Raw genomic sequence first — 25,638 nt, 5'->3', positions numbered from 1 at the left:
CCAGGTGGCCAGGCGGCCTGCCCGTTATGATCGGGACATGGACATTGCCACACAGCATCGCCCGTCCCTCCGACTTCTGCTCGGCGCGGTCGCCCTCGCGGCGACATTGCCGCTGGCCGCGTGTGCGAACGGAGCCGAGCCCTCGGAACCGGCCTCCTCCTCGGCGAGCGATCCGAGCACTCCGAGTGAGACGGAGTCCGCGACCGTCGACCCGGTCGGCAAGTGGACCTCTCCCGAAGCCGGCGAACCGTTCCTCGAGTTGAAGGAAGACGGCAGCGTTGAAGGCTCCGACGGCTGCAATGCGATCAAGTCGAGCTGGACTCTCGACGGAGACACGATCACCATCGAACCCTTCACCAGCACGCAGAAGGCGTGCGCGGGAGTCGACTCGTGGCTGTCCAAGGCCGCCGCAGCGACGATCGAAGGAGACGTCATGACGGTCAAGGACGGACAGGGATCGGTCATCGGCGGATTGGAGAAGCAGTGATGACTCAGAGCATCAACGGCAGGTGGACGCCGGAGGCGGGATCGAAGGCGTTCCTCGACTTCGGTGAGGACGGCGCGCTCACCGGCAGCGACGGCGCCAACCGCATCGTCACGTCGTGGGAGGCCGGCGGAGACGGCAGCGCGACGATCTCTCAGTTCCTCACCACCCAAATGGCCGCCCCGGGCATGAAGATGTGGGTCGGTCGGGCCCGCGCAGCCAAGGTCGACGGCGACACCCTCATCGTGTTCGACCATGCCGGCAACCGCCTCGGCGAGATGACCCGCAGCTCACAGGAGGAACAGTAGATGGCCGGCGGTCTCTTCGCACTCCTCGACGACGTCGCCGCCCTCGTCAAACTCTCTGCGGCGAGCCTCGACGATGTCGCCGCCGGTGCCTCGCGCGCCGGCGCGAAGACCATCGGCGTCGTCGTCGACGATGCCGCGGTGACGCCGAAGTTCGTCGAAGGCGTCGACCCGAAGCGAGAGCTGCCGATCATCAAGCGCATCGCCATCGGCTCGCTCTTCAATAAGATCGTCATCATCCTGCCGATCATCCTCCTCCTCAGCCAGTTCCTTCCCTGGCTCCTCACTCCGCTGCTGATGATCGGCGGCACCTATCTCTGCTTCGAGGGTGCCGAGAAGGTCCTGGAGAAGCTCGGATGGATCGAACACCACGGCCCGGCGCAGGAGGATCCGCAGGCCAGCGAGGTCAGTGAGGCCGATCGGGAGAAGAAGATCGTCCGCTCGGCGATCACGACCGACTTCGTGCTCAGCTGCGAGATCATGGTCATCGCCCTCAACGAGGTGGCCGACGAAAGCCTGCTCTCGCGCGCAGTCATCCTCGTCGTCGTCGCCCTCGCCATCACGGTCGGCGTCTACGGACTCGTCGCCCTCATCGTCAAGATGGACGACATCGGCCTCCACATGGCTCAGAAGGAGAACCCAGGCTCGCAGAAGTTCGGACGCTCGCTCGTCCAGGCCATGCCGAAGCTCTTGGCCGGGCTCTCGGTCGTCGGCACTCTCGCGATGCTCTGGGTCGGCGGGCACATCATCCTCGTCGGCACCGACGAGCTCGGCTTCACCGCCATCTACGACTTCGTCCACAGCCTGGAGGCTCCTGCCGCCGAGGTGGCGGGCATCCTCGGTTGGCTCGTCAACACCTTCTTCTCCCTCATCCTCGGGGCGATCTGGGGTGGGATCGTCGCCGCGATCGCCATCGGCATCCAGAAGCTGCTCAAGAAGCCGGGTGCCGACTCGGGCCACGCTGCGACGACGGCACCGGCCGCGCAGGGCACTGCGGCGACGTCGGCCACCGGCTCCGAGGCCGACCGGAAGCCGTCGGATCAGGTCGCGGACGGTGAACGGAAGGCACCCAAGGACGACGGCACTCCGGTCGACAACGGTCCGTCGGCCGCCGACGGTGAGGGTCCTGCCGAACGACGGGGACACCAACCGCCCGCGCGGTGAATCAGGCGGTCGGCACCGAACCGAGAGACTGCAGAGCTCACAGTGACGGCCGGTCCCGAACGGGACCGGCCGTCACTGTGTCGTTGTCGCTGTGCCACCGGCGGCCGCCCGGCTGCTGATCAGACCGCCTCGGCGCTCTGACGCTGTGCGAAGGTCTTCTTCGGCGGCCCCGGGACGATCATCGGGGCGCCGGTGACAGGGTCGTCGATGACGCTGCAGTCGATGCCGAAGACGTCGTGGACGAGTTCGGCGGTGACGATGTCCGCGGGCGCTCCCTGCGCGACGATCTCACCGGATTTCATCGCGATGATCTCATCGGCGTAGCGGCATGCCTGATTGAGGTCGTGGAGGACGGCGACCAGTGTGTGCCCGTGCTCGTGGTTGAGCTGGGCGAAGAGGTCGAGCAGCTCGATCTGGAAGGCGACGTCGAGGAACGTCGTCGGCTCGTCGAGGAGGAGCAGCGGCGTCTCCTGGGCGAGCACCATCGCCACCCACACACGTTGGCGCTGACCACCGGAGAGCTCGTCGACGAGGCGGGAGGAGAGCTCCTCGGTGTTCGTCGCGCGAAGCGCCGAGAGCACGGCGACCTCGTCCGCCTCCGTCCACTGCTTGAGGAACGACTGGTGCGGGTGGCGCCCACGGGCAACGAGCTCACCGACCGTGATCCCCTCGGGAGCGATCGAGCTCTGCGGCAGCAGGCCGAGGCGCTTGGCGATCTGCTTGGTCTTCATCGTCGAGATGTCGCTGCCGTCGAGGAGCACCGTGCCCTTCGCCGGAGGCAGCAGCCGTGCCAGAGCCCGCAGCAGCGTCGACTTCCCGCACGCATTGGGCCCGACGATGACCGTGAACTGACCGGCCGGGATCTGCACATCGAGATCGGTGACGATCTGCCGCTGGTCGTAGGCGAGGTCGAGGTTCTCCGCCGCGAGCGGGCTGGGACCGAGGTCCGCGCCGCTGCCGGTGGGACCCTCCGCCGCCGCACCGATGGCCGGTGTGTCCCCTGCGATGGTGTGAGCGCTCATTGTGCCCTCCGCGCTTCTTGGATGAGGAGCCAGATCAGGTAGACGCCGCCGATGCACACGGTGACGACGCCGACGGGGAGTTGGGTCTCGCCCAGGGCATGCTGGGCGATGAGATCGGCCGCGACGAGGAGCAGAGCGCCGACGGCGGCGGCCATGAGCAGGCTTGTGCCCTGCGACTTCGCGAGGCGCCGCCCGATCTGCGGGGCTGCCAGCGCCACGAAGGCGATCGGCCCGGCCGCCGCGGTGACGACGGCGACGAGGGCGACGGCGATGAGGATGAGCGCAGCGCGCACGGGTTCGTTGCGGACGCCGAGCGCTTTGGCCGTGTCGTCGCCGAGTTCGAGGGTTCCGAGGTCACGGGAGAAGAGGCCGCACCCGAGGCTGAGGACGACCACGGCGATGGCCGCCGGGAGAATCGTCGACCAGCCCATGCCGTTGAGGGAGCCGGCGCCCCACGTCGCCGCGGCCATCGCAAGGTCGAGGTCCGCACGCATGATCAGCCACGTGTTGAAGGCACCCAGCATAGCCGTGAGCGCGATGCCGACGATGATGAGGCGGAAGCCCTGCACTCCGCCCTTCCAGGTGAGGAGGTAGACGAGGAGGGCGGTGAGCATGCCGCCGATGATGGCACCGGCGGCCGTGGAGACGAAGCTCGTGCCGAAGACGATGATCGTGACGATGCCGCCGGTGTAGGCGCCGGTCGAGAAGCCGATGATGTCGGGGCTGCCGAGCGGATTGCGGGTGAGCGACTGGAAGACGGCCCCGGAGACGCCGAGTCCCGCACCGAGGACGATGCCCGCGAGGATCCTCGGGGCCCGCCACTCCCCCACCACGGTGTTGACGATGCGTTTGTCGGCGACGCCGAAGAGCCCTTCGACCACCTCGGCGGGGGTGAGGGTGAACTTGCCGAGGAGGAGCCCGGCGAACCCGCAGATGAGAGCCAGGAGGGTGACGATGGCGGCGGTGACGACGACGCGGACGTCGACGCGCAGCCCGAAGACGCGCGCCATCGGGCGCCCGAAGTCGATCGTCTCCCCGGGGGCGACCGCGCCGCCGGGGACGAGTGCAGTGGAGCTGTCTGAGGACTTCACAGGCCGCTCGCCTTCTTCCGGCGGACCAGGGCGATGAGCACGGGAGCTCCGACGAAGGCGGTGACGACACCGACCTGCAGCTCCCCCGGCTTCATGACGACACGGCCGATGATGTCGGAGCCGAGCAGGAGGATCGGCGAGAGGATGAGCGAATAACTGAGGATCCATCGCTGATCAGGTCCGACGATCCACCGCGCGATATGCGGGATCATCAGACCGATGAAGCCGATCGGACCCGCCGCCGCGGTCGCCGCACCGGCCAGTAAGGTGACGGCGATGATCGAGAGGACGCGCGTGCGATGGACCGAGGTGCCGAGGCTCGCCGCGAGATCATCGCCGAGGGCCACAGCGTTGAGCGAGTGGGACAGGGCGAGGGCGAGGGCGACGCCGACGGCGATGAACGGGAGGACGGCGAAGACCGTGTCGAAGCCGCGTCCCGCGATCGCGCCGACGTCCCACGCGCGGAAGGCGTCGAAGGCGCGTTCGTTGGTGAGCAGGATGCCCTTCGTCAGACCGGTGAGCACCGCGGCCACCGCGACCCCCGCCAGGGTCAGGCGGATCGGATCGACGGTGCGGGTGCGACCCGCGGAGCCGATGATGTACACGCCGGTCGTCGCGAGCAGGGCGCCGACGAAGGCGAACCAGATGTACCCGCTGACCGAGGTGATGCCGAAGAATCCGATGCCGATGGTCACCGCGAACGACGCACCGGCGTTGACTCCGAGGATGCCGGGATCGGCGAGCGGATTGCGCGTGAGCGCTTGGATGAGTCCGCCGGCCAGTCCGAGGCCCATCCCGACGAGGAGGCCGAGCACGGTCCGCGGGTAGCGCAGCTCGAGGACGACGAGCTGGTCGTCGCTGCCTGTCGGGGCGAAGAATGCACCGACGACCTCCGACAGGGGCATGTCCCTGGTGCCGATCGCCAGCGAGGCGAGGACGATGAGGACGAGCACGACGAGTGAGACGATGAGGCCGACTGCGCGCCTGACCTTGAGCGCCGTCGACGTCGCCTGTCCTGTCACCGGAGCCTGGACTGTCGATGATGGGGGTGTCGCCGAGGCGGGGGTGGCGAAACCGGTCATCGGGAGGGTCCTTCGACATGGCTGATAAGGGCAGGCTAACCACAATCTAGCCCACTTCACTCACTCAGCCAACCGCGCGTGGGACTATGCGGATGTGATCTTGCCGATCCTCTCGGACACCTGACGCTGGATGCGCGAGAGCATTCCGCTCATTCCGCGCAGTCGCAGCGGACTCACCGCCTCGGTGAGCGAGAGGCGCAGCGGCAGGTCCGCGGGGACGGAGAGGACCGCCTCGGCGGACTGACCGTCGAGCCCTTCCGAGAGGATGCCGGCGAACCCCCGCGTCGTCGGAGCCTCGGGCGGGGCGGAGAAGTGCAGACGCACGGTCGCCTGCTCCCCCTGCTCCGGGTCGTCGACCTCGGTGACGAGGAAGATCGGCGACTGGCACTCGGGGACGGGCTCGAGAAGCTCCGGATGGTCGGCGAAGCGAGCCGGCAGCCCCGGAAGCTCGGAGGAGAACTCGAGGAGGAGCTGCAGCCGCTCGGAGGGCTCGGTCTCGGCGAAGTCGGTGACGATCTCGGCCAGCGACTCGGGGAGATCTGAGGTGACGATGTCCTCACTCATCAGGACGGACGCACCTCACCGGGTTCGGTTCCGGTGGCGATGGGGACGCGCACGGCGTTGCCCCACTCCGTCCAGGACCCGTCGTAGTTGCGGACATTGTCGTAGCCGAGGAGATGGTGGAGGACGAACCAGGTGTGGCTCGAGCGCTCTCCGATGCGGCAGTACGCGATGATGTCATCCGAGGTGCCGAGGCCCGCGCCGTCGGTGTAGATCGCACGCAGCTCGTCGGCGGTCTTGAATGTTCCGTCCTCGTTCGCCGCCTTCGCCCACGGCACCGACTGGGCGCCGGGGATGTGTCCCCCGCGCAGCGCACCCTCTTCCGGGTAGGCGGGCATGTGGGTGCGTTCGCCGCTGTACTCCTCGGGGCTGCGGACGTCGATGAGCGGTCGAGTGCCGAGGCTGTCCCGGACTTCGGGGAGGAAGGCACGCAGCGTCGAGTCGTCGCGGTCGATGACCGGGTAGTCGGTGGGCGTGCGCTCGGGCCTGTCCGTCGTCATCTCGCGGCCCTCTGACTCCCACTTCGCGCGACCGCCGTCCATGAGGCGGACATCGGGGTGCCCGAAGAGGGAGAACACCCAGAGGGCGTACGCGGCCCACCAGTTGGACTTGTCGCCGTAGAAGACGATCGTGTCCTCACGTGAGATGCCCTTGGCGGAGAGGAGCTTCGCGAAGCCCTCGCCGTCGACGTAGTCACGGGTGACGGGGTCGTTGAGTTCGGTGTGCCAGTCGACCTTGACCGCGCCGGGGATGTGACCGGTCTCGTAGAGGAGCACATCCTCGTCGCTTTCAATGACGACGACACCCGGGTCGGCCCCGTGCTCGGCCACCCAGTCGGTGCTCACCAGCCGGGCTCCGTCGGCGTAGTCGGCGAACTTGGGCGTCGGGTCAGTCGGTGTGCTCACTCGGTCCTCCTGGGATGTCGGTACTCGTATTGCTCAACAGTGTGCTCAACCAGCATATTCCGGTCGCGTGAGGAACGTCCGCACGGCCGTCACGAAGGCCTCGGGCTTCTCCGAGTGGACCCAGTGTCCTGAGCCCTTGACGGTGAGCAGGGTCGTGCGAGGGAAGAACGAGCGCATGAGCGGCAGCTGCTCCCGGTCGATGTAGTCCGATTCCGAGCCGGCCACCCAGAGCACGGGCCGGTCGAATGTCGTCGCTCCGGTCTCGAGCGCGACGAGTTCTCCCGGATCCGGGAAGCACCCGATCGTCGGCAGGCTCTCCCGGAGCAGGGTGAGGTTCGGCTGCCAGGAGTATCCGCCCGCACTCGGACGCAGGTTCTGGAGCAGGAACCCCCGGACCACCGGGTCGGGGATCTGCGCCTGCAGGGCCTGGTCAGCCTCGGAGCGCGACGAGACGGTGTCGAGGTCGAGTTCGGCGAGACTGGTGAGGAGATGGTTGAACGTTCCCACATCCCCTCCCCCGCTGGGAGCGATGTCGACGACGACGAGGCGGTCGACGAGCTCGGGGTGGCGCAGGGCGAGGACCATGGCGACCTTGCCCCCGAGGGAGTGGCCGACGAGGTGGACGGGGAGCTGGGAGGGATCGACCGCCTCGGCGATGGCGGAGGCGACGGCGTCGGCCGTGGCGACGTAGCTGAACTCGTCCGTCCATGCCGAATCCCCGTGGTCGGGGAGGTCGACGAGGAGGCTCGAGAACTCCGGGGTCAGGGCCTTCGCAACGGTCGCGAAGTTCTTGCCCCGGCCGAAGAGGCCGTGGAGGAAGACGATGAGTCTCCCGCTGTCACCGATGCGTCTGCTGGCGATCTCATTCACGCCTCCAGACTACCCTTCACCGGCGGCCGGTGACCGTCCTGTCGAGGGAGGCGAGGGAGGCGGCGAGAAACGCAGGCGGGACGACCGGGAACCCGCCGAACTGGTCGCGGACGTCCTGAGTCGTGTCCGACCAGTCGTAGGTCAGGGTCACCTCGGTGCCGGCCTCGACCGGATGGAGATCGTAGCGCCAGCGCCACCCTCCGGTCCTCACCTCGCCGACGGCGTCGGCCTGACCCGGGTCCCAGGCGATCGCCGTGTCCGGCTCGAAGGTCGTGACGACGTTGTCCATCCGGTAGGCACCTCCCGCCTGCTCGAGGAACATGTTCATCGAGAAGACCTGCCCCGTGCGGGTGATGGGCTCTGTCGTGATCGACGAGCGCACCCAGTCGCCGGGCTCGGTGTCCTGGTGACGGTTGGGGTCGGAGAGAACGGCGAAGATCTCCTCCGCTGGGGCGGCGATGACGCGCGTGTGGGACATCTTGTCGTCGGGATAGTCGGCGTTGCGCCCAGAGGATTCGGCCATGGTCCCAGCCTAGGCACGGGGTGAGCGAATGTGAAGTCGGCCACATGGGTAGGGTGTGGGCATGGACTTGCACTTCTCCGAGTACGACACGCGCCTGGCCGGCTACGCGGTGATCGTCAATGACGACAATGAGATCCTGCTCAGCTGGTTCAACGGAGGCGGCGAGCCGGGGCGGGCGCTGTGGACTCTGCCCGGCGGAGGCATCGACTACGACGAGAGCATCGAGGAGGGCACGGTCCGCGAGATCCGCGAGGAGACCGGGTTCGACGCCGAACTCATCCGCCCGCTGACCACCCACAGCTTCACCGAGAAGCGCCGCGGCAGCGGGCGGCCGTTCAAGGGGGTGCGGGTCGTCTACCTCGCCGAGGTGGTCGGCGGGACCCTGGGAACCCTGGAGATCGACGGGACGACGGACCGGGCGGAGTGGATCTCGATCGCCGCGCTGCCGCGCATCCGGCACGCCCGGATCATCGACGTCGGACTCGACGCGTGGCGGGCCGAACGCGCAGCGCAGCGGTGAGCGCTGTGCGCCGCTCAGCGCAGCGCAGCGGTGAGCGGAAACCCAGCGGTGAGCGCCGAACCCGGCTGAGTCCGGCGCTGCGGCCGCCGGCTACTTGACGGCCGGTGCGATGAGCTCGGGCATCTTCTCGACTGCATATCGGGCCGAGAGCACGGAGTTGAGCGAGAACGCCTTGCGCAGGTCGTCGTCCTTCTCGGTGAGGACCACGGAGCGTCCGTCCGCGACCGCGGGGATCCGCTGGAAGCCGGGATCGTCGGTGATCTCCGTGTCGGGGACGTAGATGGGGAAGGCGATGAGGAGATCGGCATCGAGTTCGTCGAGCTTCTCCTCCGAGACGGGAGCGCTGAACCCCTCGGCCTTGAGCGCGTCGATCTTCGGTGACTGCTCGAAGCCGAGGTTCTCCATGAACTGGACGCGCTCGGTGCCCTTGACATAGGCGCCCCAGCCCTCCGAGGTCTTCGCCGCCACGGTTACGGTCTTGCCTTCGTACTCGGGGTTGGCCTCACGTGCGGCGGCGAACTGCGCCTCGAGGTCCTCGAGCTGCTTCTTCCCCTCGTCCTCCTTGCCGAGTGCCTCGGAGATCATCGTCACCTGCTCGTCCATCGAGGTGAGGTAGTTGTCCCCGCCCTCGGGCGGGCCCACGGTCGGAGCGATCTCGGAGAGGCGGTCGTAGCGCTCCTGCTCCCCTGAGCTCTTGACGTCGAGGATGACGTCGGGGTCGAGTGCCGCGATCGCCTCGTAGTCGGGTTCCATGGTGGCGATGATCTCCGGGGGCGTGGTGTAGAGGTCGGCCGCCCACGGGCCGACTCCCGACCCGCCGAACTCGACCCAGTCGGAGGCACCGACCGGCTGGACGCCGAGGGCAAGAGCGGTCTCCGCGTCGCCCCACCCGAGAGCGACGACGCGCTGCGGGTCGGCCGGGACCTCGACCGCGCCGAACTTCGTGTCCACCGTGGCACCGCCGGCGGTCTCCTCCGGGGTGCTGCCGCCGCCCGAGCAGGCGGTCAGCAGCAGTGCCGAGGCAAGGATGGGGGCGAGGAATCTGCGCATGGGTCTCTTTCTCACAGCCGAGCTTGGTCTTAGGTGAGCCTAGCTTAATCGAGGAGGGCGGGTTCCCAGAATCGTGCGCGCGGCAGGCGCGCGATCAGGCCTTCGGAGTGATCTCGAGTCCGTCGACGTCGACGTCCTTGAGGCTGATGAATCGGGATCTGGGGCCGGTGATGAGGCGGTGGAGTCCCCAGACGAGGAGGAAGATCGGCAGCCCGATGTACGCCGAGGCGACTTCGAGGACACGGCCGTCGGCGACGGCTTCGATGTTCTGTCCGGCGACGACGACGATGAGCATGACGAGGGCGATGATCGGCCCGATCGGGAACAGGGGCGCCCGGTACGGAAGGTTCTCGACATCGTGCCCCTGGTGGACGTAGGCGCGGCGGAAGCGGAAGTGGCACCACGCGATGCCGATCCAGACGATGAATCCGGAGAGCCCGGAGACGTTGATGAGCCACGTGTACGCCGCCCCGTCGCCCATCACCTCGGTGAGGAATCCGAAGAGTCCGACGAAGGCGGTCGCGAAGAGCGCCATGACAGGCACCCCGCGCTCGTTGAGGCGGGCGAACAGCCTCGGTGCGGTGCCCTCCTTCGCCATCGCGTAGAGCATGCGGGTCGACGCGTAGAGACCGGAGTTGCCGGCAGAGAGGATCGCGGTGAGGATGACGGCGTTCATCACGCTTGCGGCCACGGCGATGCCTGCACGTTCGAAGACGAGGGTGAAGGGTGAGGCGGTGATGTCCTCATTGTCGGCCGAGGCGAGCAGGGACGGGTCGGTGTAGGGCAGGAGGAACCCGATGACGACGATCGCGCCGATGTAGAAGAGCATGATCCGCCAGAACACCGTGCGGATCGCTCGCGGCATGTCCCGGCGCGGATCCTTCGACTCTCCGGCGGCGACGCCGACGAGTTCGGTGCCCTGGAAGGAGAAGCCGGCGATCATGAACACGGCGATGATCGACATCCATCCCCCCGCGAACGGAGCCTCGCCGGTCGTCCAGTTCGAGAAGCCCGGGGAGGGTCCGCCGAGGATGCCTGCGATCATGAGCACGCCGAGGACGAGGAAGACGAGGACGGCGGTGACCTTGATCGCGGAGAACCAGAACTCGCCCTCGCCGAAGGCACGGGCGGAGAGGAAGTTGAGCCCGGTGAGCAGGGCGAGGAAGACCGCGGCCCAGATCCACGAGGGCACGTCGGGCAGCCAGAACGACATGATCACCCCGGCGGCGACGAGCTCGGCGGCGAGCGTGATCGCCCAGTTGAACCAGTAGTTCCACCCCATGGCGAAGCCGAAGGAGGGGCTGATGTACTTCGACCCGTACGTGTGGAAGGAACCCGCGACGGGCAGGTGGGTGGAGAGCTCCCCGAGGGACTGCATGACGAAGAGGACCATGACGCCGATCGCGGCGTAGGCGAGCAGCGCGCCTCCGGGACCGGCCTGAGAGATCGTTCCGCCCGAACCGAGGAAGAGGCCGGTGCCGATGGCACCACCGATCGCGATCATCTGCAGGTGCCTCGTGTGCAGTCCCCGCTTGAGTTCGCGGGTCTCCGTCGCCGAGGTGTCCGCCTGAGTCATCCTGTCCCCTGCTCGTTGCTGTCGGACCCGGTTGCAGGCCCCGGCCATTCTACTCACATGCCGTCGGCGACGAGGGTGCCGCAGCCGAAACGGCTGGGGGCGGACAGCGGCGTTGACACGTGCTGGGGAGACGACCAGGATCGATCTCACACCGGTGACGAGGAAGCGACGGAGAGGAAGCGCTATGGCTGACGACGACCAGGTCCGCGAAGCAGTGCGGGCGCGTTATGCGGAGGCGGCGACGGCCTCCGCATCCGGAGTGGGCAACGATGAGCTGCTCCGCGAGGACGGCAGCGCGGACTGCTGTCCCGAATCCCCGCGCGGATTCGGTGCCGGACTCTATGACGCGACGACGGTCGGGGGCATGCCCGTCGGCGCCGTCGAGGCGAGTCTCGGCTGCGGCAACCCCACCGACGTCGCCGAGCTCAGGGATGGCGAACGGGTGCTCGATCTCGGTTCGGGCGGTGGTCTCGACGTCCTCCTCTCCGCCCGCCGGGTCGGTGCCACCGGATTCGCCTACGGGGTGGACATGACCGATGAGATGCTCGCTCTCGCCGAGGAGAACCGGGCGAAGTCGGGCCTGACGAACGTCGAGTTCCTCAAAGGCACGATCGAAGCCGTCCCGCTCCCGGACGCCGCCGTCGACGTCGTCATCTCCAACTGCGTTATCAACCTCTCCACGGACAAGCACTCCGTGCTCAGCGAGATGTTCCGCGTGCTCGCTCCGGGCGGGCGCATAGGAGTCTCCGATGTCGTCTCCGAAGACCGTCTCAGCCCGCAGGAGCGCAGTGAGCGCGGGTCGCATGTCGGCTGCATCGCCGGGGCCCTGTCACGAACGGAGTATGTCGACGGTCTTCGCGCTGTCGGATTCGTCGACGTCGCGGTCGACTTCACGCGTGAGGTCGCCGACGGCATGCACTCGGCGATCGTGCGGGCGGTCAAGCCGGCCGGCTGAGCCTGGAAACATCGCTCGCCCTCGTGCTCTCCGGTCTCGCCGAGGCGGCCCATCGTCTCCGCGCAGGCGGCGGCCGGTGCGCGCGGGCTTCCGAAACCGTGGCCAGGCTGCAGACCCCTCTCCGGTCATCCCGCCCGGTCGATCTCGCCTGCTCGCAGCTGCACGAGAGTGAGGTCGAGCAGCGGGGTCGCGACCCCGAGTCCCGCCGCGGTCGCCGCGAGGCTGCCGAGGATGTGCTCGGTCTCGTTGGGCAGTCCGGCGGTGACGTCGCGATAGAGCGATGAGGTGAATGAGGAGCCCTCGGCGGTGAGCATCGAGAGCGTCACCGCGCGGGAGCGCGCCGAGATCGGGTGTCCGGCGCCCATCGCCACGGCTTCGAGCTCGTCGACGATCGCGACGACGTGGGGTTCGCCGCCGGCGGCCATGATCGCCCCGACGGGCGCCCGGAAGAGGCACGTGACCACGCCGGCTGCGGCGATGAAGACCCACTTCTCCCAGAGTGCGTCATCGATGGCATCGATGACCTGGAGGCGGAAGCCGGGGACGTCGAGGGCCTCGACGATCCCGGAAGGCACCTCTCCCCCGCCGAGGCGGCCGATCGTCATCGTCGCCATGTCCGTCATCTGCACAACGTCGTATCCGCGCATCGTGCCGATGATCTTCACGAGGCCCCCGAGCACCTGCCCGGGGAACTCCCTGTCCAGGCGGTCGATATGGGCCATGCCGTTGAGGAACGGAATGATGAGCGTGTCCGGCCCGATCGCCGGGCGAATGTCGTCGATGACCTGGTCGAGGCCGCCGGCCTTGACGGCGATGAGGACGAGGTCCGCAGGGATCGGGTTCGCTGCGAGCTCCTCGGCGGTCGTCACGGCCACCGGGTTCGTCCTGTCCTCGTCGGGGCCGATGAAGCGCAGCCCCGATGCGCGCAGCGCCTCGGCGCGCTCGGGTCGGACGAGGAAGGTGACGTCACGTCCGGCTTCGACGAGGCGGGTGCCGAACGCTCCCCCGGTGGCCCCGGCTCCGGCGATGAGGATCCTCACAGCTCTCCCTTCAGGGTCGCTGCCGCTGCGGCGGGATCATCGGCCTCGGTGACGGCGCGGACGACGACGATGCGCTCGGCTCCGGCTTCGCGCACCGCGTCGAGCCGCTCACCGGCGGCGATGCCGCCGATCGCGAACCAGGGGGTGTTCACCCGTCCGGTGATCTCCCGCAGGGGCTCGAGGCCGACGGCCGGTCGCCCGGGTTTCGTCGGGGTCTCCCACACGGGCCCGAGGCAGAGGTAGTCGATGTCGGGGTCGGCGTCGGCGGCGAGCGCCTGGTCGATCGAGTGGGTCGAGCGGCCGAGGAGGACGTCGGGTCCGAGCACGGCACGGGCCTGGCCGCTCGTGAGGTCACCCTGTCCGACGTGGAAGACGTCGGCGCCGACGAGGAGGGCGACGTCGGCACGGTCGTTGACGGAGAAGAGCCTGCCATGGCGGCGGGCGGCGTCCCGGAGGACCTCGAGGGCGGCGATCTCCTCTCGTGCCTCCAGGCTCTTGTCGCGCAGCTGGATGATGTCGACGCCCCCGGCGTATGCGGCGTCGAGGAACGCGGCGAGATCGCCCTGCTTGGTTCTGGCATCGGTGCAGAGGTAGAGGCGGGCCTCCTCGAGCGAGCGCCGACGCGCGGTTCGAGTCGTGGTCTGCGTGTCTCGCTGGGCGGAGGACGTTGTCATCGCGGGAACCATGCTCCTAGAGTAGAGGAGTTCGCGGGAGCCTCGCTGGGAGGCTGAGAGGGCTTCGTGCCGACCGCCGCACCTGATGCGGGTCATGCCGCCGGAGGGAGAATACAGTGCACGTCATCGTCGTCGGGGCCGGGATCATCGGGCTCGCCACAGCATGGGAACTGCGTGGCCGGGGAGCGTCGGTCACGCTCATCGACCCCGCACCCGGCGAAGGGGCCTCGTATGCCGCCGCCGGCATGATCGCCCCGGCCGCGGAGATCGCATGGGGCCAGTCCCCGCTCTTCCCCCTCATGCGCACCTCTGCCGATCTCTACCCCGACTTCGCCTCGCGACTCACCGCCGAGACCGGGCACGACCTCGGCGAGACGAGAACCGAGACCCTCGTGTGCGCCGGAGACAGGGCGGACCTCGCGACCCTGCGGGACCTGCGCGCTCTGCAGACCGAGGCGGGGTCCGAGGTAGAGCTCATCACCGGGTCGCGGGCCCGTGATCTCGAGCCTGCGCTCTCGCCGGGGGTGAGCGGGGCGGTGCGCATCCCCGGCGACCATGCGATCGACCCACGACGGATCACCGGCGCCCTGCTCTCGCTCCTCGACGACGACATCGTCCGTGAGGAGGCGACCGGACTCGTCCGCGTCAGCGGCCGAACAATCGGTGTCACCCTCGCCGATGGGCGCAGCCTCGCGGCCGACCAGATCGTCCTCGCCGCCGGAGAAGCGGCGGGATCGATCGCAGGCACCCCCGACCTGCCGCTGCGCGCCGTCCACGGCGACATCATCCGGCTGCGCACCGACCCGAGCGCGCCACCGCTGCTCACCCGCACCATCCGCGGACTCGTCGCCGGTCGGCCCGTCTACATCGTCCCCCGTCCCGACGGGGAGCTCGTCCTCGGCGCCACGTCCCGGGAGGACGGTCGCCCCGGGGTGCTCGCCGAGGGCGTCCACCGTCTCCTCCACGACGCCGAAAGGCTCGTGCCCGGGATCCTCGACGCGGAGGTCACCGAGATCACTGCCCGTGCCCGGCCTGGTTCCCCCGACGATCTCCCGTTCGTCGGGCGCACGGATCCCGGCTGCGTCGTCTCCACTGGGTACTTCCGCCACGGGGTCCTCCTCACCCCGCTCGGGGCCCGCTTCGGCGCCGACCTCGTCTGCGGCTCGGACTCCCCGTGGCTGCCCGCAGGGGCGCCCGCGGCCCTTGCTCCCCGCCGCTTCTCCGAAGCCGCACAGTCGAACGAGAGCCCGTCTCCGCGCCTCGTGGCGGCGATGACCACAGCAAGGAAGGAACCATGACCATCACACTCAACGGGGAGAGCAGCGAGCTCGCCTCAGGCACCACGGCCCGCTCGCTCGTCGAGCACGTCACCGGCAGGCAGCTCGCGACGGACGGGACTCCCGTCGACGGAGGCCGTCTCGGGGTGGCCCTCGCCGTCGACGGTGAGGTCATCCGCCGTGGACTCTGGGCCGAGTTCGCCATCGTCGACGGCCAGACCGTCGACATCGTCACCGCTGTGCAGGGAGGCTGAGATGAGCTGGACGATCGACGGAGCGACCTTCGACTCCCACCTCGTCATGGGCACCGGAGGGGCGAGCACCCTGAGCATCCTCGAGAACGCACTGACCGCCTCGGCGACGGAGCTGACGACCGTGGCGATCCGCCGTTTCGACGCTGACGCCAGGGACTCGGTCTTCGCCCTCCTCGAACGCCTCGGCATCCGCTCCCTGCCGAACACCGCGGGCTGCTATACCGCCCGGGACGCTGTGCTCACGGCCAAGCTCGCCCGGGAGGCGCTCGAGACCTCGTGGGTCAAACTCGAGGTCATCGCTGACGAGGATACCCTCCTGCCCGACCCGGTCGAGCTCTTCCGGGCGGCCGAGGAGCTCGTCCTCGACGGGTTCACGGTCTTCGCCTACACCAACGACGATCCGGCGCTCGCGAAGCGCCTCGAGGACGCCGGGGTCGCCGCGGTCATGCCGGCAGGGGCCCCGATCGGCTCGGGTCTGGGCATCCTCAACCCCCACAACATCGAGACGATCGTCGCCCGTGCGCAGGTGCCCGTCATCCTCGATGCCGGCGTGGGCACGGCCTCGGATGCGGCGCTGGCGATGGAGCTCGGGTGCACGGCCGTGCTGCTCGCCTCGGCGGTCACCCGCGCCCATGACGCACCGGCGATGGCTCGGGCGATGGCGCTCGCCGTCGAGGCGGGCCGCCTGGCTCGGGGCGCGGGACGGATCCCCAAGCGTCCGCTGGCACTCGCCTCCTCACCTCACGAGGGCAGGGTCACCACGGAGAACCTGGTGATGGGGCCATGAGCGGGACACCTCTGCGCCCGCTCGTCGAGCCCGTCGACGCGCTCACGCCCGATGAGCTCGCCCGGTACGCGCGGCATCTCAGCCTCCCAGAGGTCGGAGATCTCGGCCAGCGGCGGCTGCGGGCCGCGCGGGTCCTCGTCGTCGGCGCCGGCGGCCTCGGAGCCCCGGTGCTCCAGTACCTCGGGGCGGCGGGGATCGGACTCCTCACCGTCATCGACGACGACCGCGTCGAGGTCTCGAACCTTCAGCGCCAGATCCTCCATCGCGATGCCGACGTCGGCCGCCCCAAGGCAGACTCGGCCAGGGATGCGCTGCTGCGCCTCGACCCGCATCTGTCCGTGACCGCCCTCGCGGAACGCCTGAGCCCGGACAATGCACTCGAGCTCTTCGCCGCCCACGATCTCGTCATCGACGGTGCGGACAACTTCGCGACCCGGTATCTGTCCAACGATGCCGCCGAGCTCACCGGCACCCCGCTCGTGTGGGGGACGATCTTCCGCTTCGAGGGCCAGGTGAGCACCTTCGTGCCCGGTCACGGACCGATGCTGCGCGACCTCTTCCCCGACATCCCCGACGCCGATTCGGTGCCCACCTGTGCCGAGGGAGGAGTCCTCGGCGTCCTCTGCGGTCTCGTCGGATCGACGATGGCCGCCGAGGCCGTCAAGCTCATCTGCGGCATCGGGGACCCCCTCATCGGCAGGCTCCTGCGCACGGATGTGCTGGGGACGACCTTCACGACGCTGCGTTTCTCCGCCGACCCGGATCGGCCTGCCGTGACCGACCTCACCGAGGTCGCCGTCGCGTGTGCGGCTCCCCCGGCAGCTTCGGCGCCCGCCGTCGACGAGGTCACCGTCGCCGAGGCTCGTGCGTTGGGGGCCGACGCGGTCATCGTCGATGTCCGCGAGGAGTGGGAGCGGCAGGTCCAGTCCATCCCCGGCACCGTCCATGTGCCCCTCGACGTCGTCGTCGACCGGGGGTGGCCGGCCCTCGCCGAGGTGGTCGGCCCCGCCACCGACATCGTCGTCCACTGCCGGTCGGGAGTCCGGTCGGCGAAGGCCGTGGCGGCCGCGGCTCCCGGCACTCCGGAGGGAGTGCGCCTGCGCTCGCTGGCCGGCGGGATCGAGGCCTGGTCCGCCGCGGACTCCCCTACGCCCGCGCGCTGAGGCGACGGCGCAGGCCGGTCTCGCCTGCGGCCATGACCGCGGCATGCATCCTGGCCGACAGGGGGCGCAGCAGGCGTGGGGCCAGACGCGTCGTCGTCACGCACCACACGGCATCGATGACGGTGAGCGGTCCCGACCGGCGCAGCGTCCACACCCCGGTACCGCGCAGGTCCCCCTCGGCGCTGAGCACGACCTGCCGGGGCGGGTCGATCGCTTCGATGCGCAGCATCATCGACAGGGAGAGGCCGAGGGGGCTGCGCACACCGATCTGCGCCCTGGAGCCTTCGGCGAGCGTTCCGTCGACAGCGTGCACCCACGCCAGTCCCGGCCACCAACCAGGCCAGTCGTCGATGGCGGAGAGCACGTCCCACACCGGCTCGACCGCTTCGGCGACGCGCCAGGTCGTCTCGAAGTGGAACGGAGCGGACTCGCCTGATTCCGCTCGGGTGTGTGCGTGGCTCATGCCGGACCTCCGTTCGGCTCGTCGTCCTTCGACGGTAGTCTGGGGGACGTGTCCGAGGAAAGCCGCAGCTCCCGCAGACCGTCCCCGCTGGCGGGACGGAAACCGACCAAGGACGATCTCGCCCGCTTCGCCACCGACGATCCCGATGCGATCGACGATGTGCTGCCCGCGGGTTCCGGGCAGCTCTCCCTCCTGATCGTCGGCATCAATCCGGGTCTGTGGACGGCGGCGGTCAACGCCCCGTTCGCCCGCCCCGGCAACCGCTTCTGGCCCTCGCTCCACCAGGCGGGGCTCACCGACCACCTCGTGGATGCGTCTCTCGGCCTCTCGATCGAGGATGAGGAGCATCTGCTCTCCCGCGGCATCGGCATCACCAACCTCGTCGGTCGGGCCACCGCGAGAGCCGATGAGCTGAGGAACGAGGAGTTGCGCGACGGAGGGGCGAGGCTCGTCGAGCGCCTCTCGGAGATCCGCCCGAAGGCGGTGGCGATCGCCGGCATCACCTCGTTCCGCATCGCCTTCTCCCAGCCGAAGGCCACACTCGGGGTCCAGGACACGTCCCTCATTCCCGGCTGGCCTGCGGACATCGAGCTGCGGGTCGTCCCGCAGCCGAGCGGTCTCAACGCGCACTACAACATCGCCGCTCTCGCCGAGATCTGGCGACAGGTGTGGGCCGACATCGCCGACTGACCGCAGAGCGTATGGGTCAGGGCTCCGTTGCGGTGCCGTGTCCGAAGTGCTCTCGGCAGCGGGCGACGTACGAGTCGAGGCCGCCGATGTGGCTGGCGTCGATGTCGGTGGCCGACCCGGCGGGTGCAGCGGCGATGCGCTCGTGGAAGACGGCGTCGCGCCCGCACACCGTGCACACTGCCGTGAGCTTCGTGACGTCCTCGGCAAGTGCCATGAACGTCGGCAGTGGTTCGAACGGATCACCGTCGAAGGTCACGCACAGTCCCTCGACGATGACATCGATGCCGCGGGAGAGGAGCTTCTCGACCGCGGGCACGAGGTCGGGGCCGAAGAACTGGGCCTCATCGATGGCGACGAGGTCGACGTCCTCGGCTCGGGCCGCCTCGGCGAGGGAGGCGACGTCTCCGACGGGAACGGCGGGCACGGTCACCCCGATGTGGGAGGTGACGGCGGAGAGCTCCGCCCTGGTGTCGAGGGAATGGCTGATGACCAGCGCTTCGACACCGGCGATGCGGGCGCGACGGACCCGGCGCATGAGCTCTTCGGACTTGCCGGAGAACATCGGGCCGGTGATGACCTCGAGGCGACCACAGGAGCCGGCTGGTGCGTGCATGACACCAGACTACGTCGGCTCACCCGTCGACGGTGACCTTCTTCGTCTCGACGTCGACGGTGACCTCGGACTCCGTGCCCGCGTCGTCGTAGTCGAACTGGTACTCGATGCGGTCGTCGTCGGATTCGAGCTTCCAGCTCGTCAGTCGGCCCTTGCCCTGTTCGGAGGCGCGGTTGAGGGCCTCGTCGAAGGGCAACGGGTCGGTGAGGTCGATGGCCTGCTCGGAGTCGTCGGTCGTGTCCTGTTCGGTCTTGGCGATCTTTCCCGACTGAGCGTCGACGTCGATGTCGAAGTCGGTCCTGTCCTTGAGGATCTTCACCTCGTACTGCCACGCGCCGTCGCGGCGGTCGCAGTCGAGTTCGATCGCATGGACGGTGCCGTTGCCGGCCTCCTTCTGCGCGACGGCGATCGCCTCGTCGGGGGTCACCTGCGGGGGCCGGAGCTGAGGTCGGCGTCCTCCGGCAGGTCGGAGGCGCCGGTCGGAGCCGACTGCGCAGTGGTGTCGTCGGGGCTCGAGCCCGCGGACCCGGAGTCCTCGGACTGCGTGGGCACCGGGTCACCGCTCGTCGGCGCCTGCTCGGTCTCGTCTCCGCTGTTCGAACAGCCGGCGAGGGTGAGGCTGAGGGTGAGGGCGACAGCGGCTGTGAACGGGACGGGTGAGACGGTGTTCATACCTGCCACGGTAGCAACGCGGGCTCGTCGAGGACATGACTCTAAGAGAATTATCATCGCCGTTGGCCAGGGACGACCCGGCTGACCAGCAGGTCTCCCAGGCGCCGGGTGAAGATCGGGCCCGGGCACCGTCCTGCGGGATCAGTCAGCGCCAGTCAGTCAAGGCAGAACTCATTGCCTTCGGGGTCGGCCATGACGATGAAGCCGGTCTCCATCGGCGGGGCCGGGTCGAACCGCTCGAGCCGAGTCGCACCGAGTCGCTCGAGGCGAGCGCATTCGGCTTCGAGCGCTTCCATCCGCTCGCTGCCCTGGAGTCCCGGAGCGGCACGGACATCGAGGTGGACGCGGTTCTTCACCGTCTTGTCCTCGGGCACCGTCTGGAAGAAGACGCGCGGTCCGCGCCCGGCGGGATCCTCGATCGCCGCGCGCATGTCTTCGGGTCGCATCTCCACGCCGAGTGAGTCGAGGAAGGTCTTCCACGCGGCGAAGGGATCATCGCCGTCGGCAAGGGTGACTCCGGGCGGGCCGGGAATGACGTACCCGAGCACCTCGGCCCAGAACCGGGCGAGCAGGATCGGATCATGGCTGTCGACGGTGATCTGCACGGAACGGCTCATCGTCTCTCCTCATCGAGATCGGGCGGCACGCCTCTCGCGTGCCATCACCTCCGAGGCTAGACGACGACCCTGACACGGGTGCGGGGGGGCATCCGCTCGTCAGGACCACCACCTCGGCGGATGGCCAACTCCACTTGCTTCTGCGTACCATCGCAGAGGCCGTCGCCATCGACTGACTGGAGGAATGCGTGCACACGCAGGACCGTGAACTGACCATGCACATCGGACACGACGAGATCGTCATCCGTCAGCGCTACCAGATGCTCAGCATCACCAACGACGTGCTCATCGGCCTCTGGTTCCTCATCGGCAGCTTCATGTTCTTCTCCGACGAGCTCATGTTCGCCGGCACATGCCTCTTCGTCCTCGGCAGCATCGAGATGCTCATCCGCCCGGTCATCCGCTTCGCCCGTCACATCCACCTGCAGAAGTACCGCGGCCCCGGCTCGCTCGCCACCGACTCGTCGTTCGACTACTGAACCCAGGCTCTCGCCACACCATGGCAGGCGAGCGCCGCGACCACCATCATCGGTGCCCCCACCGCCCTGTCGGCGTGGGAGAGGGCGTGACCGGTCGCTGCCAGCTCGCGCTCGGCGAACCGCGCCCCGGGAAGCATAACGGGGACCGCGGTGACGACTCCCGCCGTGTACCGCCTCAGCACCACCGAGGCCGCCACATGCGACCATACGTGGAGGTCGAGCCCGGCGAGTGTTCGCCGATAGAAGCGCGAACGCCCGTTCGTCACCGCGCCCCGCACACACGCAGTCGCGACGACGGTGCCCATGAGCCCGATCGCCACCGCCGACTGCCGTGCGGAGGTGCGCAGCCAATCCGCTCCCGGCTCCTCGGCCAAGCGGGAGGTCGTCACGGGTAACGCGATGAGCTCTTCGAGGTCGTGGATCGCCCACGCCGCGAAGAGTGTCACGGGACCTCGTGCTCTCACAGCGGAACCACCATGCTCATGGCCGGTTTCGCCGCTCGGTGAGTCTGCCCGCTTCGAGGCGTACGACCCGGTGCGCCGTTCCCGCCCACCGTTCGTCGTGGGTCGCAGCCAGCACAGCGCCTCCCCCACGAAGGAAGCCCGCGATGAGACCGGTGAGCCTGCTCATGTCCCCATCATCCCTGCCCTGGGTGGGCTCGTCGAGGAGAAGGATCGGCGGGGCCGTGACGAGCAATGACGCAATGACGACGTCCTTGCGTCGGGCAGTCCCCAGGTCGAAGGGGTGGGTCCCGGCAACGCCGGCGAGTCCGGTGGACTCCAGCGCCGAGGCGACCGCCTCCTCCCGTTGCCTGCGCACCGCCTCCCGGTCGCGGCGTCGGTGCGGTGGCAGCGGAGCCGCTCGCAGAAGTTCATCGCGCACGGTGGCACCCGACAGCTGGGCTCCCGGGTCCTGGCCGACCCACCCGAGATGGGCGGCCCTCATATGCGTCGGCAGTTCCGTGAGCGCGATGTCCTCGCCGAAGTGGTGCTCCGTCATCGCGCCCGTGACCGCTGCCCCGGGTTCGAGCAGACCGAGCAGCGCCCTGAGCATCGTCGACTTGCCTGCGCCGTTGGCGCCCATGAGGGCGACGAACTCTCCGGGATGGAGGTCGAAGTCGAGACCGTCGAGCACCGAACCGCCTCTGCGCTCGACCCGGAGTCCGCTGACCGAGAGCACAGGCCGGATGGTCGCTCCCGGTTCCACCGGTACTGCCTCTGCCGTATCTGTCTCATTCGGCCATGGCTTCGCCTGCGCGGACCCAGCCGGCTCCGGCTCGACCCGCTCTGGATTCGTCGACCCACCAGCTGGTGTGATCGTGGGGAGAGCGCTCCAGACGCCGTGAGAAGCCAGCGCATGCGGGGTCACTTCTGTCGGCTCGAGCGTCGCTGCGATGCGTCCGTTGCTGAGGAGGCTGATCGCCTTGCAGGCGGCGACCACCTCGTCGAACTGGTGGCCGGTGACAAGCACGGTGCCGCCGCTGGCGCGATGGTCCTCCAGCGCCGAGACGAGACCGGCCCGCATCATGGGGTCGAGGGAGAGCCCCGGCTGGTCGAGGACGAGGAGCGCCGGTTCCAGGGCGAGAAGACCGGCCAGGGCGACGAGCTGTCGCTGCCCTCCAGAGAGCGTCTCGAGTCGACGGTCCCACAGCGCGCCGACACCGAGCGACACCAGTGCCCGTTGCGCGGCAGCCCGTGCTGTCGCCGGGTCACGTCCGCGCAGGCGGCTCGGCAGTTGGACCTCGTCCCCGACCCGGCTGGCCATCCCGCTCAGCTGCGCCTCGGGGTCGTCGCCGAGCATGACGGCGTCTTCGACGGCGCGTGCCTCACCGTGGACCGTGCCCCGGTCGGCGAGCAGCCCGACGGCCAGCCGACACAGTGTCGACGTTCCGGAGTTCTGTGGGCCGAGCACCGCATGCATCTCACCGGGGCCGAGGCGCAGGTCGAGACCTGCCAGGACCGGACGGTCGACGCCGCGGCAGGTGACGTCGACTCCGCTGAGGTCGAGCACGTTCATCGCAGTCCTCCGAGCATCTCTTCGGCACCTGGAAGGGGAAGCAGACCGATCACGGAGAGGACGATGAGGATGAGCGTGAGGACGGGACCGCCTCGGCGAAGGAGGCGTTGCCAATGACTGTCCGAATGGTCCTGGAGGGACACGGAATGGTCGGAGGCCGCGAATCCGCGCTGGTCGAGGACCTCGTGTCGTTGGTCGACGGTGACGAGGAGGGACGTGAACAGTCCGGTGACGATGCCGGGCAGCAGGCGGACGCGCACGGACCAGCGGTCGACAGCCCAGCCGCGGGCAGCGCGGGCGTCGAGGACCGTTCGGACCCGGCCACGAACGAGAGGGATGAGGTTGAGCGAGGACGCGCACACGTAGGCGATCGACGCCGGCAGGCCCAGGGCGATGAGACCGTCGAAGAGTCTCGCCGCATCGCTGCCGAGGCCGATGACCGCGCACAGGGCGACAAGCGCCGTCACCCGCAGCCAGAGTTGGACGGCGATCGCGAGCCCTTCGACACTCAACCGCACGGGTCCGGCCTGCCAGAGCACATGGACCTCGGCGCCAGGGTAGAACAGGCCCTGGACGAGGCCGACGACGATGAGCATCGGCACGCACAGGACGGCGACAGTCGCCGCCCACGTCGTGACTTTCACGGTCGGCGAGGCCACTGCCGCGACAGCGGACCCGACGAGGACGATGAGCGGGATGACCGGGGACGGAATCCCGAACACCAGCACGAGCGCGCATCCGAGGACGATGATCTCGGTGGCCGGGTGCAGGCGCCGGGATCCCGTCTCAGTGAGAGCCGACGAGCTCATTCAGCGCTGGTCAGCGGCGCGGGCACGGCGTGAGAGGCTGTGGCCGGTGAAGGGATAGCGGTCGAGGATCCGCCTGGGCAGGGAACGGACGATGACGTAGGCGAGAGCGAAGATGATCGCCTTGTCGAGCACATCGGAGAAGAGGCTCTGGGCGATGGTCGCGGCGAGCATCTCCTGGCCCGTGGCCTGGAGGATGGCGACGACGCTCCCCGTGCCCGTCCCGAGTCCGCCGCCGAAGACGTAGGCGGCGACCGGGGCGGCGAGGGCCGCGGTGGGCACACCGGCGATCGCTCCGGCCAGGACGGCGAACCATGGGGTGCGGAAGGCGCCGAGCCGGGCGGCCCATCCGGCGGCGGCACCGATGAAGGCGGCTCCGGTGGTGAAGGCGATGACGCTGGGGTTGAGGGTGACTCCCCAGATGAGGTTCGAGAGGATCCCGGTGAAGGCCCCTGCGGCAGGACCGGCGAGGACGCCGATCATCACGGTGCCGATGGAGTCGAGGTAGAGCGGGATCGTGGTCATCGTGCCGACGATCTGGCCGATGACGATGTTGAGGGCGATCGCGACGGGGATGAGTGCGAGGGTGCTGCGGGGTATGAGCGGCAGGGTGCCTGCCGCGAGGAGGCCGCCGCCGACGAGGTAGCCGACCATGACCCAGAGAGTGGTGTGGCCGAGATCGATGCCGAGGTTCGCAGGCTGGGTGAGGAGTACGGCGAGGTAGGTCGTGACGATGACGAGCGTGCCGAGGAGCGTGAGGGTGAGCGCGAGTGCGGGGATGCGGGTTTGTCCGGGACCAGTCGGTGCGGCTGGCCCCTGCCCAGAGAGGCTACGTGTTGGGCTGTGGTCGATCATGGTGCGGTCCTTCCTTGAGGGTGGCGCCGAGGTGGTCGAGGAAGGCGTCGGCATCGATCGTGCGGATGATCTCGACGTTCGGGTCCCTCCCCCACCGTCCCAGCCAATCGGCGACGGTTTCGCCTCGTGTGAGTGTACCGGTGAGTTCGACGTCGACCGGCGCCGTCGCTGTCGTGGCCCAGGGCATGTTGTCTGCCGGCTGGTCGGGGGTGCGTGCCCACGCGAGGGCGCACGCGAGGACGAAGGGGTCGTGGATATGGGCGAGGTAGCCGAGTCCGTCCCAGTCGTGGAACTCGAAGTAGAACCGCAGAGCCTCGCTCATCTGCTCCAGCCACGTCTGCCAGATCGGGTCGGCATCGGTGTCGAGGATGCCGGCGAGGCGCTCGGGGGTCATCGCCACGGCTTCGGTCGCTTCGATCGGGGCGATGACGGGCAGCGCCAGGTCGGGGTCCTCGCTGCGGGCACGGTCGAACGAGGCGAGGACTGTCGCCAGCGCTTCGGGGTCGAAGGTGACGTTCCATTCGGTCGTCGGGTGCGTGTTGCCGCGGTAGTTGAAGGCGCCGCCCATGATGAACAGTCGCCGGAGCAGGTGGGGCAGGCGGGGTTCGATCGCGAGGGCGAGCGCGAGGTTCGTCGAGGGGCCGATGACGACGCCGATGAGCCGCCCGGGGTGGGCGCGCGCGGCATCGACCCAGGCCTGGGCCGCGGAGACGTCGCTGACGTCGGTCGTCGCCGTCGGCAGCGTCGCATACCCGGCACCGGACTGGCCGTGTGTGAGGTCGGCGTACTCGATGCCAGCCTCCCCTGCGCTCGGCGTTTCGAGGTTCGCGCTCTCAGCAGCGCACTCTTCGCCTCCGACCTCCTGGGCGGCAGTCGCGCGGGCATCGCCAGCGTGCCGGACGAGTGGCAGGGTGTGCCCAGCATGGACGGGGATGTCGGAACGACCGGCGAGCTCGAGCCATCCGAGGGTGTTGGTCACGACCTGCGCGGTGGCGACGTTGCCTCCCGAGGCGGCGATGCCTGTGATGTCGACGTCGTCCTGACAGAGCAGGTAGCCGAGGGCGATCGCATCGTCGATGCCGGGGTCACAGTCGAGGAAGAGCGGCAGTGTCATGCGTCCATTC

Annotated in this window: 32 protein-coding genes and 1 riboswitch; of the genes, 11 read left to right on the top strand and 21 right to left on the bottom strand. The window is 68.9% G+C overall.

Annotation, left to right across the window (positions count from 1 at the left end; all coding sequences use genetic code 11):
• Positions 1-37: 37 nt before the first annotated feature.
• The 3 genes from ACQ1RG_RS11245 to ACQ1RG_RS11235 are packed head-to-tail and all read left to right on the top strand — an operon-like array spanning position 38 to position 1,953.
• Entirely contained in the window at positions 38-487 is a 450-nt protein-coding gene (locus ACQ1RG_RS11245; protein ID WP_063250978.1) for an META domain-containing protein, read from the top strand.
• Positions 487-792, top strand: a complete 306-nt coding sequence (locus ACQ1RG_RS11240; RefSeq protein ID WP_063250979.1) for an META domain-containing protein — start codon at positions 487-489, stop codon at positions 790-792. The genes ACQ1RG_RS11245 and ACQ1RG_RS11240 overlap by 1 nt, the downstream gene beginning before the upstream one ends.
• Positions 793-1,953: a DUF808 domain-containing protein gene (locus ACQ1RG_RS11235; RefSeq protein ID WP_063250980.1), complete on the top strand. Its 1,161-nt coding sequence runs from the start codon at positions 793-795 to the stop codon at positions 1,951-1,953.
• 119 nt (positions 1,954-2,072) lie between these two features.
• Here ACQ1RG_RS11235 and ACQ1RG_RS11230 read toward each other — a convergent pair whose 3' ends face one another.
• The 7 genes from ACQ1RG_RS11230 to ACQ1RG_RS11200 all read right to left on the bottom strand — a co-directional run bounded on the left by ACQ1RG_RS11230 (position 2,073) and on the right by ACQ1RG_RS11200 (position 8,007).
• Positions 2,073-2,975, bottom strand: a complete 903-nt coding sequence (locus ACQ1RG_RS11230) for an ABC transporter ATP-binding protein (RefSeq protein ID WP_095375760.1) — start codon at positions 2,973-2,975, stop codon at positions 2,073-2,075.
• Positions 2,972-4,066, bottom strand: a complete 1,095-nt coding sequence (locus ACQ1RG_RS11225; RefSeq protein WP_082835040.1) for a FecCD family ABC transporter permease — start codon at positions 4,064-4,066, stop codon at positions 2,972-2,974. The genes ACQ1RG_RS11230 and ACQ1RG_RS11225 overlap by 4 nt, the downstream gene beginning before the upstream one ends.
• Positions 4,063-5,148 (bottom strand): iron chelate uptake ABC transporter family permease subunit, encoded by a 1,086-nt coding sequence (locus ACQ1RG_RS11220; protein ID WP_082835041.1) that lies wholly within the window; start codon positions 5,146-5,148, stop codon positions 4,063-4,065. Before ACQ1RG_RS11220 ends, ACQ1RG_RS11225 begins: the two co-directional genes overlap by 4 nt.
• An 84-nt stretch (positions 5,149-5,232) precedes the next feature.
• The gene (locus tag ACQ1RG_RS11215; protein WP_063250981.1) at positions 5,233-5,712 is read right to left on the bottom strand and encodes a SufE family protein; all 480 of its coding nucleotides are present in this window, start codon (positions 5,710-5,712) and stop codon (positions 5,233-5,235) included.
• Positions 5,712-6,614 (bottom strand): sulfurtransferase, encoded by a 903-nt coding sequence (locus ACQ1RG_RS11210; protein WP_063250982.1) that lies wholly within the window; start codon positions 6,612-6,614, stop codon positions 5,712-5,714. Before ACQ1RG_RS11210 ends, ACQ1RG_RS11215 begins: the two co-directional genes overlap by 1 nt.
• 45 nt (positions 6,615-6,659) lie before the next feature.
• Positions 6,660-7,484 (bottom strand): alpha/beta fold hydrolase, encoded by an 825-nt coding sequence (locus tag ACQ1RG_RS11205; protein ID WP_095375759.1) that lies wholly within the window; start codon positions 7,482-7,484, stop codon positions 6,660-6,662.
• 16 nt (positions 7,485-7,500) lie between these two features.
• Positions 7,501-8,007 (bottom strand): SRPBCC family protein, encoded by a 507-nt coding sequence (locus ACQ1RG_RS11200; RefSeq protein ID WP_009375039.1) that lies wholly within the window; start codon positions 8,005-8,007, stop codon positions 7,501-7,503.
• Positions 8,008-8,068: 61 nt separating this feature from the next.
• Between ACQ1RG_RS11200 and ACQ1RG_RS11195 the strand changes: the two genes are divergently transcribed.
• Positions 8,069-8,527: an NUDIX hydrolase gene (locus ACQ1RG_RS11195; protein WP_063250984.1), complete on the top strand. Its 459-nt coding sequence runs from the start codon at positions 8,069-8,071 to the stop codon at positions 8,525-8,527.
• Between the two features lie 90 nt (positions 8,528-8,617).
• On the opposite strand, the gene ACQ1RG_RS11190 is transcribed toward ACQ1RG_RS11195, so the two are convergent.
• Positions 8,618-9,577, bottom strand: coding sequence for an iron-siderophore ABC transporter substrate-binding protein (locus ACQ1RG_RS11190; RefSeq protein ID WP_063250985.1), 960 nt, complete (start codon positions 9,575-9,577; stop codon positions 8,618-8,620).
• 94 nt (positions 9,578-9,671) lie between these two features.
• Positions 9,672-11,153, bottom strand: a complete 1,482-nt coding sequence (locus tag ACQ1RG_RS11185; protein WP_095375757.1) for an amino acid permease — start codon at positions 11,151-11,153, stop codon at positions 9,672-9,674.
• Between the two features lie 184 nt (positions 11,154-11,337).
• Between ACQ1RG_RS11185 and arsM the strand changes: the two genes are divergently transcribed.
• Positions 11,338-12,108 carry an arsenite methyltransferase gene (gene arsM / locus ACQ1RG_RS11180; protein WP_063250987.1) on the top strand — a complete coding sequence of 257 codons (771 nt, stop codon included), beginning with the start codon at positions 11,338-11,340 and terminating at the stop codon, positions 12,106-12,108.
• A gap of 125 nt (positions 12,109-12,233) precedes the next feature.
• Here the strand turns inward: arsM and ACQ1RG_RS11175 are convergent, their stop codons facing one another.
• The gene (locus tag ACQ1RG_RS11175; protein WP_063250988.1) at positions 12,234-13,148 is read right to left on the bottom strand and encodes a ketopantoate reductase family protein; all 915 of its coding nucleotides are present in this window, start codon (positions 13,146-13,148) and stop codon (positions 12,234-12,236) included.
• Entirely contained in the window at positions 13,145-13,822 is a 678-nt protein-coding gene (thiE, locus tag ACQ1RG_RS11170) for a thiamine phosphate synthase (RefSeq protein ID WP_095375756.1), read from the bottom strand. The genes ACQ1RG_RS11175 and thiE overlap by 4 nt, the downstream gene beginning before the upstream one ends.
• Positions 13,823-13,845: 23 nt before the next feature.
• A riboswitch (TPP riboswitch) is annotated at positions 13,846-13,948 on the top strand.
• Between thiE and thiO the strand changes: the two genes are divergently transcribed.
• The 4 genes from thiO to moeB all read left to right on the top strand — a co-directional run bounded on the left by thiO (position 13,939) and on the right by moeB (position 17,303).
• The gene (thiO, locus tag ACQ1RG_RS11165) at positions 13,939-15,120 is read left to right on the top strand and encodes a glycine oxidase ThiO (RefSeq protein WP_430600126.1); all 1,182 of its coding nucleotides are present in this window, start codon (positions 13,939-13,941) and stop codon (positions 15,118-15,120) included. (Overlaps the previous riboswitch by 10 nt.)
• On the top strand, positions 15,117-15,353 hold the full coding sequence (gene thiS, locus ACQ1RG_RS11160; protein ID WP_009375023.1) for a sulfur carrier protein ThiS: 237 nt from the start codon (positions 15,117-15,119) through the stop codon (positions 15,351-15,353). Before thiO ends, thiS begins: the two co-directional genes overlap by 4 nt.
• Position 15,354: 1 nt before the next feature.
• Positions 15,355-16,140 carry a thiazole synthase gene (locus ACQ1RG_RS11155; RefSeq protein ID WP_009375022.1) on the top strand — a complete coding sequence of 262 codons (786 nt, stop codon included), beginning with the start codon at positions 15,355-15,357 and terminating at the stop codon, positions 16,138-16,140.
• Positions 16,137-17,303 carry a molybdopterin-synthase adenylyltransferase MoeB gene (moeB, locus tag ACQ1RG_RS11150; protein WP_101624926.1) on the top strand — a complete coding sequence of 389 codons (1,167 nt, stop codon included), beginning with the start codon at positions 16,137-16,139 and terminating at the stop codon, positions 17,301-17,303. The genes ACQ1RG_RS11155 and moeB overlap by 4 nt, the downstream gene beginning before the upstream one ends.
• Here moeB and ACQ1RG_RS11145 read toward each other — a convergent pair.
• Positions 17,287-17,766: an SRPBCC family protein gene (locus ACQ1RG_RS11145; RefSeq protein ID WP_009375017.1), complete on the bottom strand. Its 480-nt coding sequence runs from the start codon at positions 17,764-17,766 to the stop codon at positions 17,287-17,289. The genes moeB and ACQ1RG_RS11145 overlap by 17 nt on opposite strands.
• Before the next feature lie 48 nt (positions 17,767-17,814).
• Between ACQ1RG_RS11145 and ACQ1RG_RS11140 the strand changes: the two genes are divergently transcribed.
• The gene (locus tag ACQ1RG_RS11140) at positions 17,815-18,456 is read left to right on the top strand and encodes a mismatch-specific DNA-glycosylase (protein ID WP_009375015.1); all 642 of its coding nucleotides are present in this window, start codon (positions 17,815-17,817) and stop codon (positions 18,454-18,456) included.
• A gap of 16 nt (positions 18,457-18,472) precedes the next feature.
• Here ACQ1RG_RS11140 and ACQ1RG_RS11135 read toward each other — a convergent pair whose 3' ends face one another.
• The 4 genes from ACQ1RG_RS11135 to ACQ1RG_RS11120 form a co-directional block, all read right to left on the bottom strand.
• The gene (locus ACQ1RG_RS11135) at positions 18,473-19,069 is read right to left on the bottom strand and encodes a thymidine kinase (RefSeq protein ID WP_009375013.1); all 597 of its coding nucleotides are present in this window, start codon (positions 19,067-19,069) and stop codon (positions 18,473-18,475) included.
• Between the two features lie 19 nt (positions 19,070-19,088).
• Complete coding sequence (locus ACQ1RG_RS11130) at positions 19,089-19,496, bottom strand: PepSY domain-containing protein (protein ID WP_430600124.1); 408 nt, start codon at positions 19,494-19,496, stop codon at positions 19,089-19,091.
• A complete protein-coding gene (locus ACQ1RG_RS11125) occupies positions 19,493-19,741 on the bottom strand; it encodes a hypothetical protein (RefSeq protein WP_430600123.1) in 249 nt (82 codons plus the stop codon). Before ACQ1RG_RS11125 ends, ACQ1RG_RS11130 begins: the two co-directional genes overlap by 4 nt.
• 155 nt (positions 19,742-19,896) lie before the next feature.
• On the bottom strand, positions 19,897-20,358 hold the full coding sequence (locus ACQ1RG_RS11120; RefSeq protein ID WP_009375009.1) for a VOC family protein: 462 nt from the start codon (positions 20,356-20,358) through the stop codon (positions 19,897-19,899).
• Positions 20,359-20,546: 188 nt separating this feature from the next.
• Between ACQ1RG_RS11120 and ACQ1RG_RS11115 the strand changes: the two genes are divergently transcribed.
• Complete coding sequence (locus ACQ1RG_RS11115) at positions 20,547-20,837, top strand: YrhK family protein (RefSeq protein WP_009375007.1); 291 nt, start codon at positions 20,547-20,549, stop codon at positions 20,835-20,837.
• Here ACQ1RG_RS11115 and ACQ1RG_RS11110 read toward each other — a convergent pair.
• Genes ACQ1RG_RS11110 through ACQ1RG_RS11090 form a run of 5 tightly spaced genes read right to left on the bottom strand, consistent with a single transcriptional unit; the run spans position 20,831 to position 25,628 of the window.
• A complete protein-coding gene (locus ACQ1RG_RS11110; RefSeq protein WP_430600122.1) occupies positions 20,831-21,283 on the bottom strand; it encodes an HXXEE domain-containing protein in 453 nt (150 codons plus the stop codon). The genes ACQ1RG_RS11115 and ACQ1RG_RS11110 overlap by 7 nt on opposite strands.
• Before the next feature lie 34 nt (positions 21,284-21,317).
• Positions 21,318-22,853, bottom strand: coding sequence for an ATP-binding cassette domain-containing protein (locus ACQ1RG_RS11105; protein WP_063250991.1), 1,536 nt, complete (start codon positions 22,851-22,853; stop codon positions 21,318-21,320).
• A complete protein-coding gene (locus ACQ1RG_RS11100) occupies positions 22,850-23,662 on the bottom strand; it encodes an energy-coupling factor transporter transmembrane component T family protein (protein ID WP_430600121.1) in 813 nt (270 codons plus the stop codon). Before ACQ1RG_RS11100 ends, ACQ1RG_RS11105 begins: the two co-directional genes overlap by 4 nt.
• A complete protein-coding gene (locus ACQ1RG_RS11095) occupies positions 23,663-24,514 on the bottom strand; it encodes a hypothetical protein (RefSeq protein WP_009374999.1) in 852 nt (283 codons plus the stop codon).
• Positions 24,489-25,628, bottom strand: coding sequence for a nucleoside hydrolase (locus tag ACQ1RG_RS11090; protein ID WP_201670743.1), 1,140 nt, complete (start codon positions 25,626-25,628; stop codon positions 24,489-24,491). Before ACQ1RG_RS11090 ends, ACQ1RG_RS11095 begins: the two co-directional genes overlap by 26 nt.
• Between the last annotated feature and the right edge of the window lie 10 nt (positions 25,629-25,638).

The sequence above is a fragment of the Brevibacterium sp. K72 genome, from assembly GCF_050562175.1.
Lineage (GTDB): Bacteria > Actinomycetota > Actinomycetes > Actinomycetales > Brevibacteriaceae > Brevibacterium > Brevibacterium casei.
This window is presented reverse-complemented; position numbering and strand designations above follow the sequence as displayed.

Coding starts and splice junctions, on each gene's coding strand:
- ACQ1RG_RS11090 (WP_201670743.1), bottom strand. CDS start 25,628: ATGACACTGCCGCTCTTCCTCGACTGTGACCCCGGCATCGACGATGCG.
- ACQ1RG_RS11120 (WP_009375009.1), bottom strand. CDS start 20,358: ATGAGCCGTTCCGTGCAGATCACCGTCGACAGCCATGATCCGATCCTG.
- ACQ1RG_RS11155 (WP_009375022.1), top strand. CDS start 15,355: ATGAGCTGGACGATCGACGGAGCGACCTTCGACTCCCACCTCGTCATG.
- arsM (WP_063250987.1), top strand. CDS start 11,338: ATGGCTGACGACGACCAGGTCCGCGAAGCAGTGCGGGCGCGTTATGCG.
- ACQ1RG_RS11105 (WP_063250991.1), bottom strand. CDS start 22,853: ATGAACGTGCTCGACCTCAGCGGAGTCGACGTCACCTGCCGCGGCGTC.
- ACQ1RG_RS11215 (WP_063250981.1), bottom strand. CDS start 5,712: ATGAGTGAGGACATCGTCACCTCAGATCTCCCCGAGTCGCTGGCCGAG.
- ACQ1RG_RS11100 (WP_430600121.1), bottom strand. CDS start 23,662: ATGAGCTCGTCGGCTCTCACTGAGACGGGATCCCGGCGCCTGCACCCG.
- ACQ1RG_RS11245 (WP_063250978.1), top strand. CDS start 38: ATGGACATTGCCACACAGCATCGCCCGTCCCTCCGACTTCTGCTCGGC.
- ACQ1RG_RS11240 (WP_063250979.1), top strand. CDS start 487: ATGACTCAGAGCATCAACGGCAGGTGGACGCCGGAGGCGGGATCGAAG.
- ACQ1RG_RS11095 (WP_009374999.1), bottom strand. CDS start 24,514: ATGATCGACCACAGCCCAACACGTAGCCTCTCTGGGCAGGGGCCAGCC.
- ACQ1RG_RS11185 (WP_095375757.1), bottom strand. CDS start 11,153: ATGACTCAGGCGGACACCTCGGCGACGGAGACCCGCGAACTCAAGCGG.
- ACQ1RG_RS11235 (WP_063250980.1), top strand. CDS start 793: ATGGCCGGCGGTCTCTTCGCACTCCTCGACGACGTCGCCGCCCTCGTC.
- ACQ1RG_RS11220 (WP_082835041.1), bottom strand. CDS start 5,148: ATGACCGGTTTCGCCACCCCCGCCTCGGCGACACCCCCATCATCGACA.
- thiE (WP_095375756.1), bottom strand. CDS start 13,822: ATGACAACGTCCTCCGCCCAGCGAGACACGCAGACCACGACTCGAACC.
- ACQ1RG_RS11195 (WP_063250984.1), top strand. CDS start 8,069: ATGGACTTGCACTTCTCCGAGTACGACACGCGCCTGGCCGGCTACGCG.
- ACQ1RG_RS11200 (WP_009375039.1), bottom strand. CDS start 8,007: ATGGCCGAATCCTCTGGGCGCAACGCCGACTATCCCGACGACAAGATG.
- ACQ1RG_RS11135 (WP_009375013.1), bottom strand. CDS start 19,069: ATGCACGCACCAGCCGGCTCCTGTGGTCGCCTCGAGGTCATCACCGGC.
- ACQ1RG_RS11230 (WP_095375760.1), bottom strand. CDS start 2,975: ATGAGCGCTCACACCATCGCAGGGGACACACCGGCCATCGGTGCGGCG.
- ACQ1RG_RS11145 (WP_009375017.1), bottom strand. CDS start 17,766: ATGAGCCACGCACACACCCGAGCGGAATCAGGCGAGTCCGCTCCGTTC.
- ACQ1RG_RS11190 (WP_063250985.1), bottom strand. CDS start 9,577: ATGCGCAGATTCCTCGCCCCCATCCTTGCCTCGGCACTGCTGCTGACC.
- thiS (WP_009375023.1), top strand. CDS start 15,117: ATGACCATCACACTCAACGGGGAGAGCAGCGAGCTCGCCTCAGGCACC.
- moeB (WP_101624926.1), top strand. CDS start 16,137: ATGAGCGGGACACCTCTGCGCCCGCTCGTCGAGCCCGTCGACGCGCTC.
- ACQ1RG_RS11125 (WP_430600123.1), bottom strand. CDS start 19,741: ATGAACACCGTCTCACCCGTCCCGTTCACAGCCGCTGTCGCCCTCACC.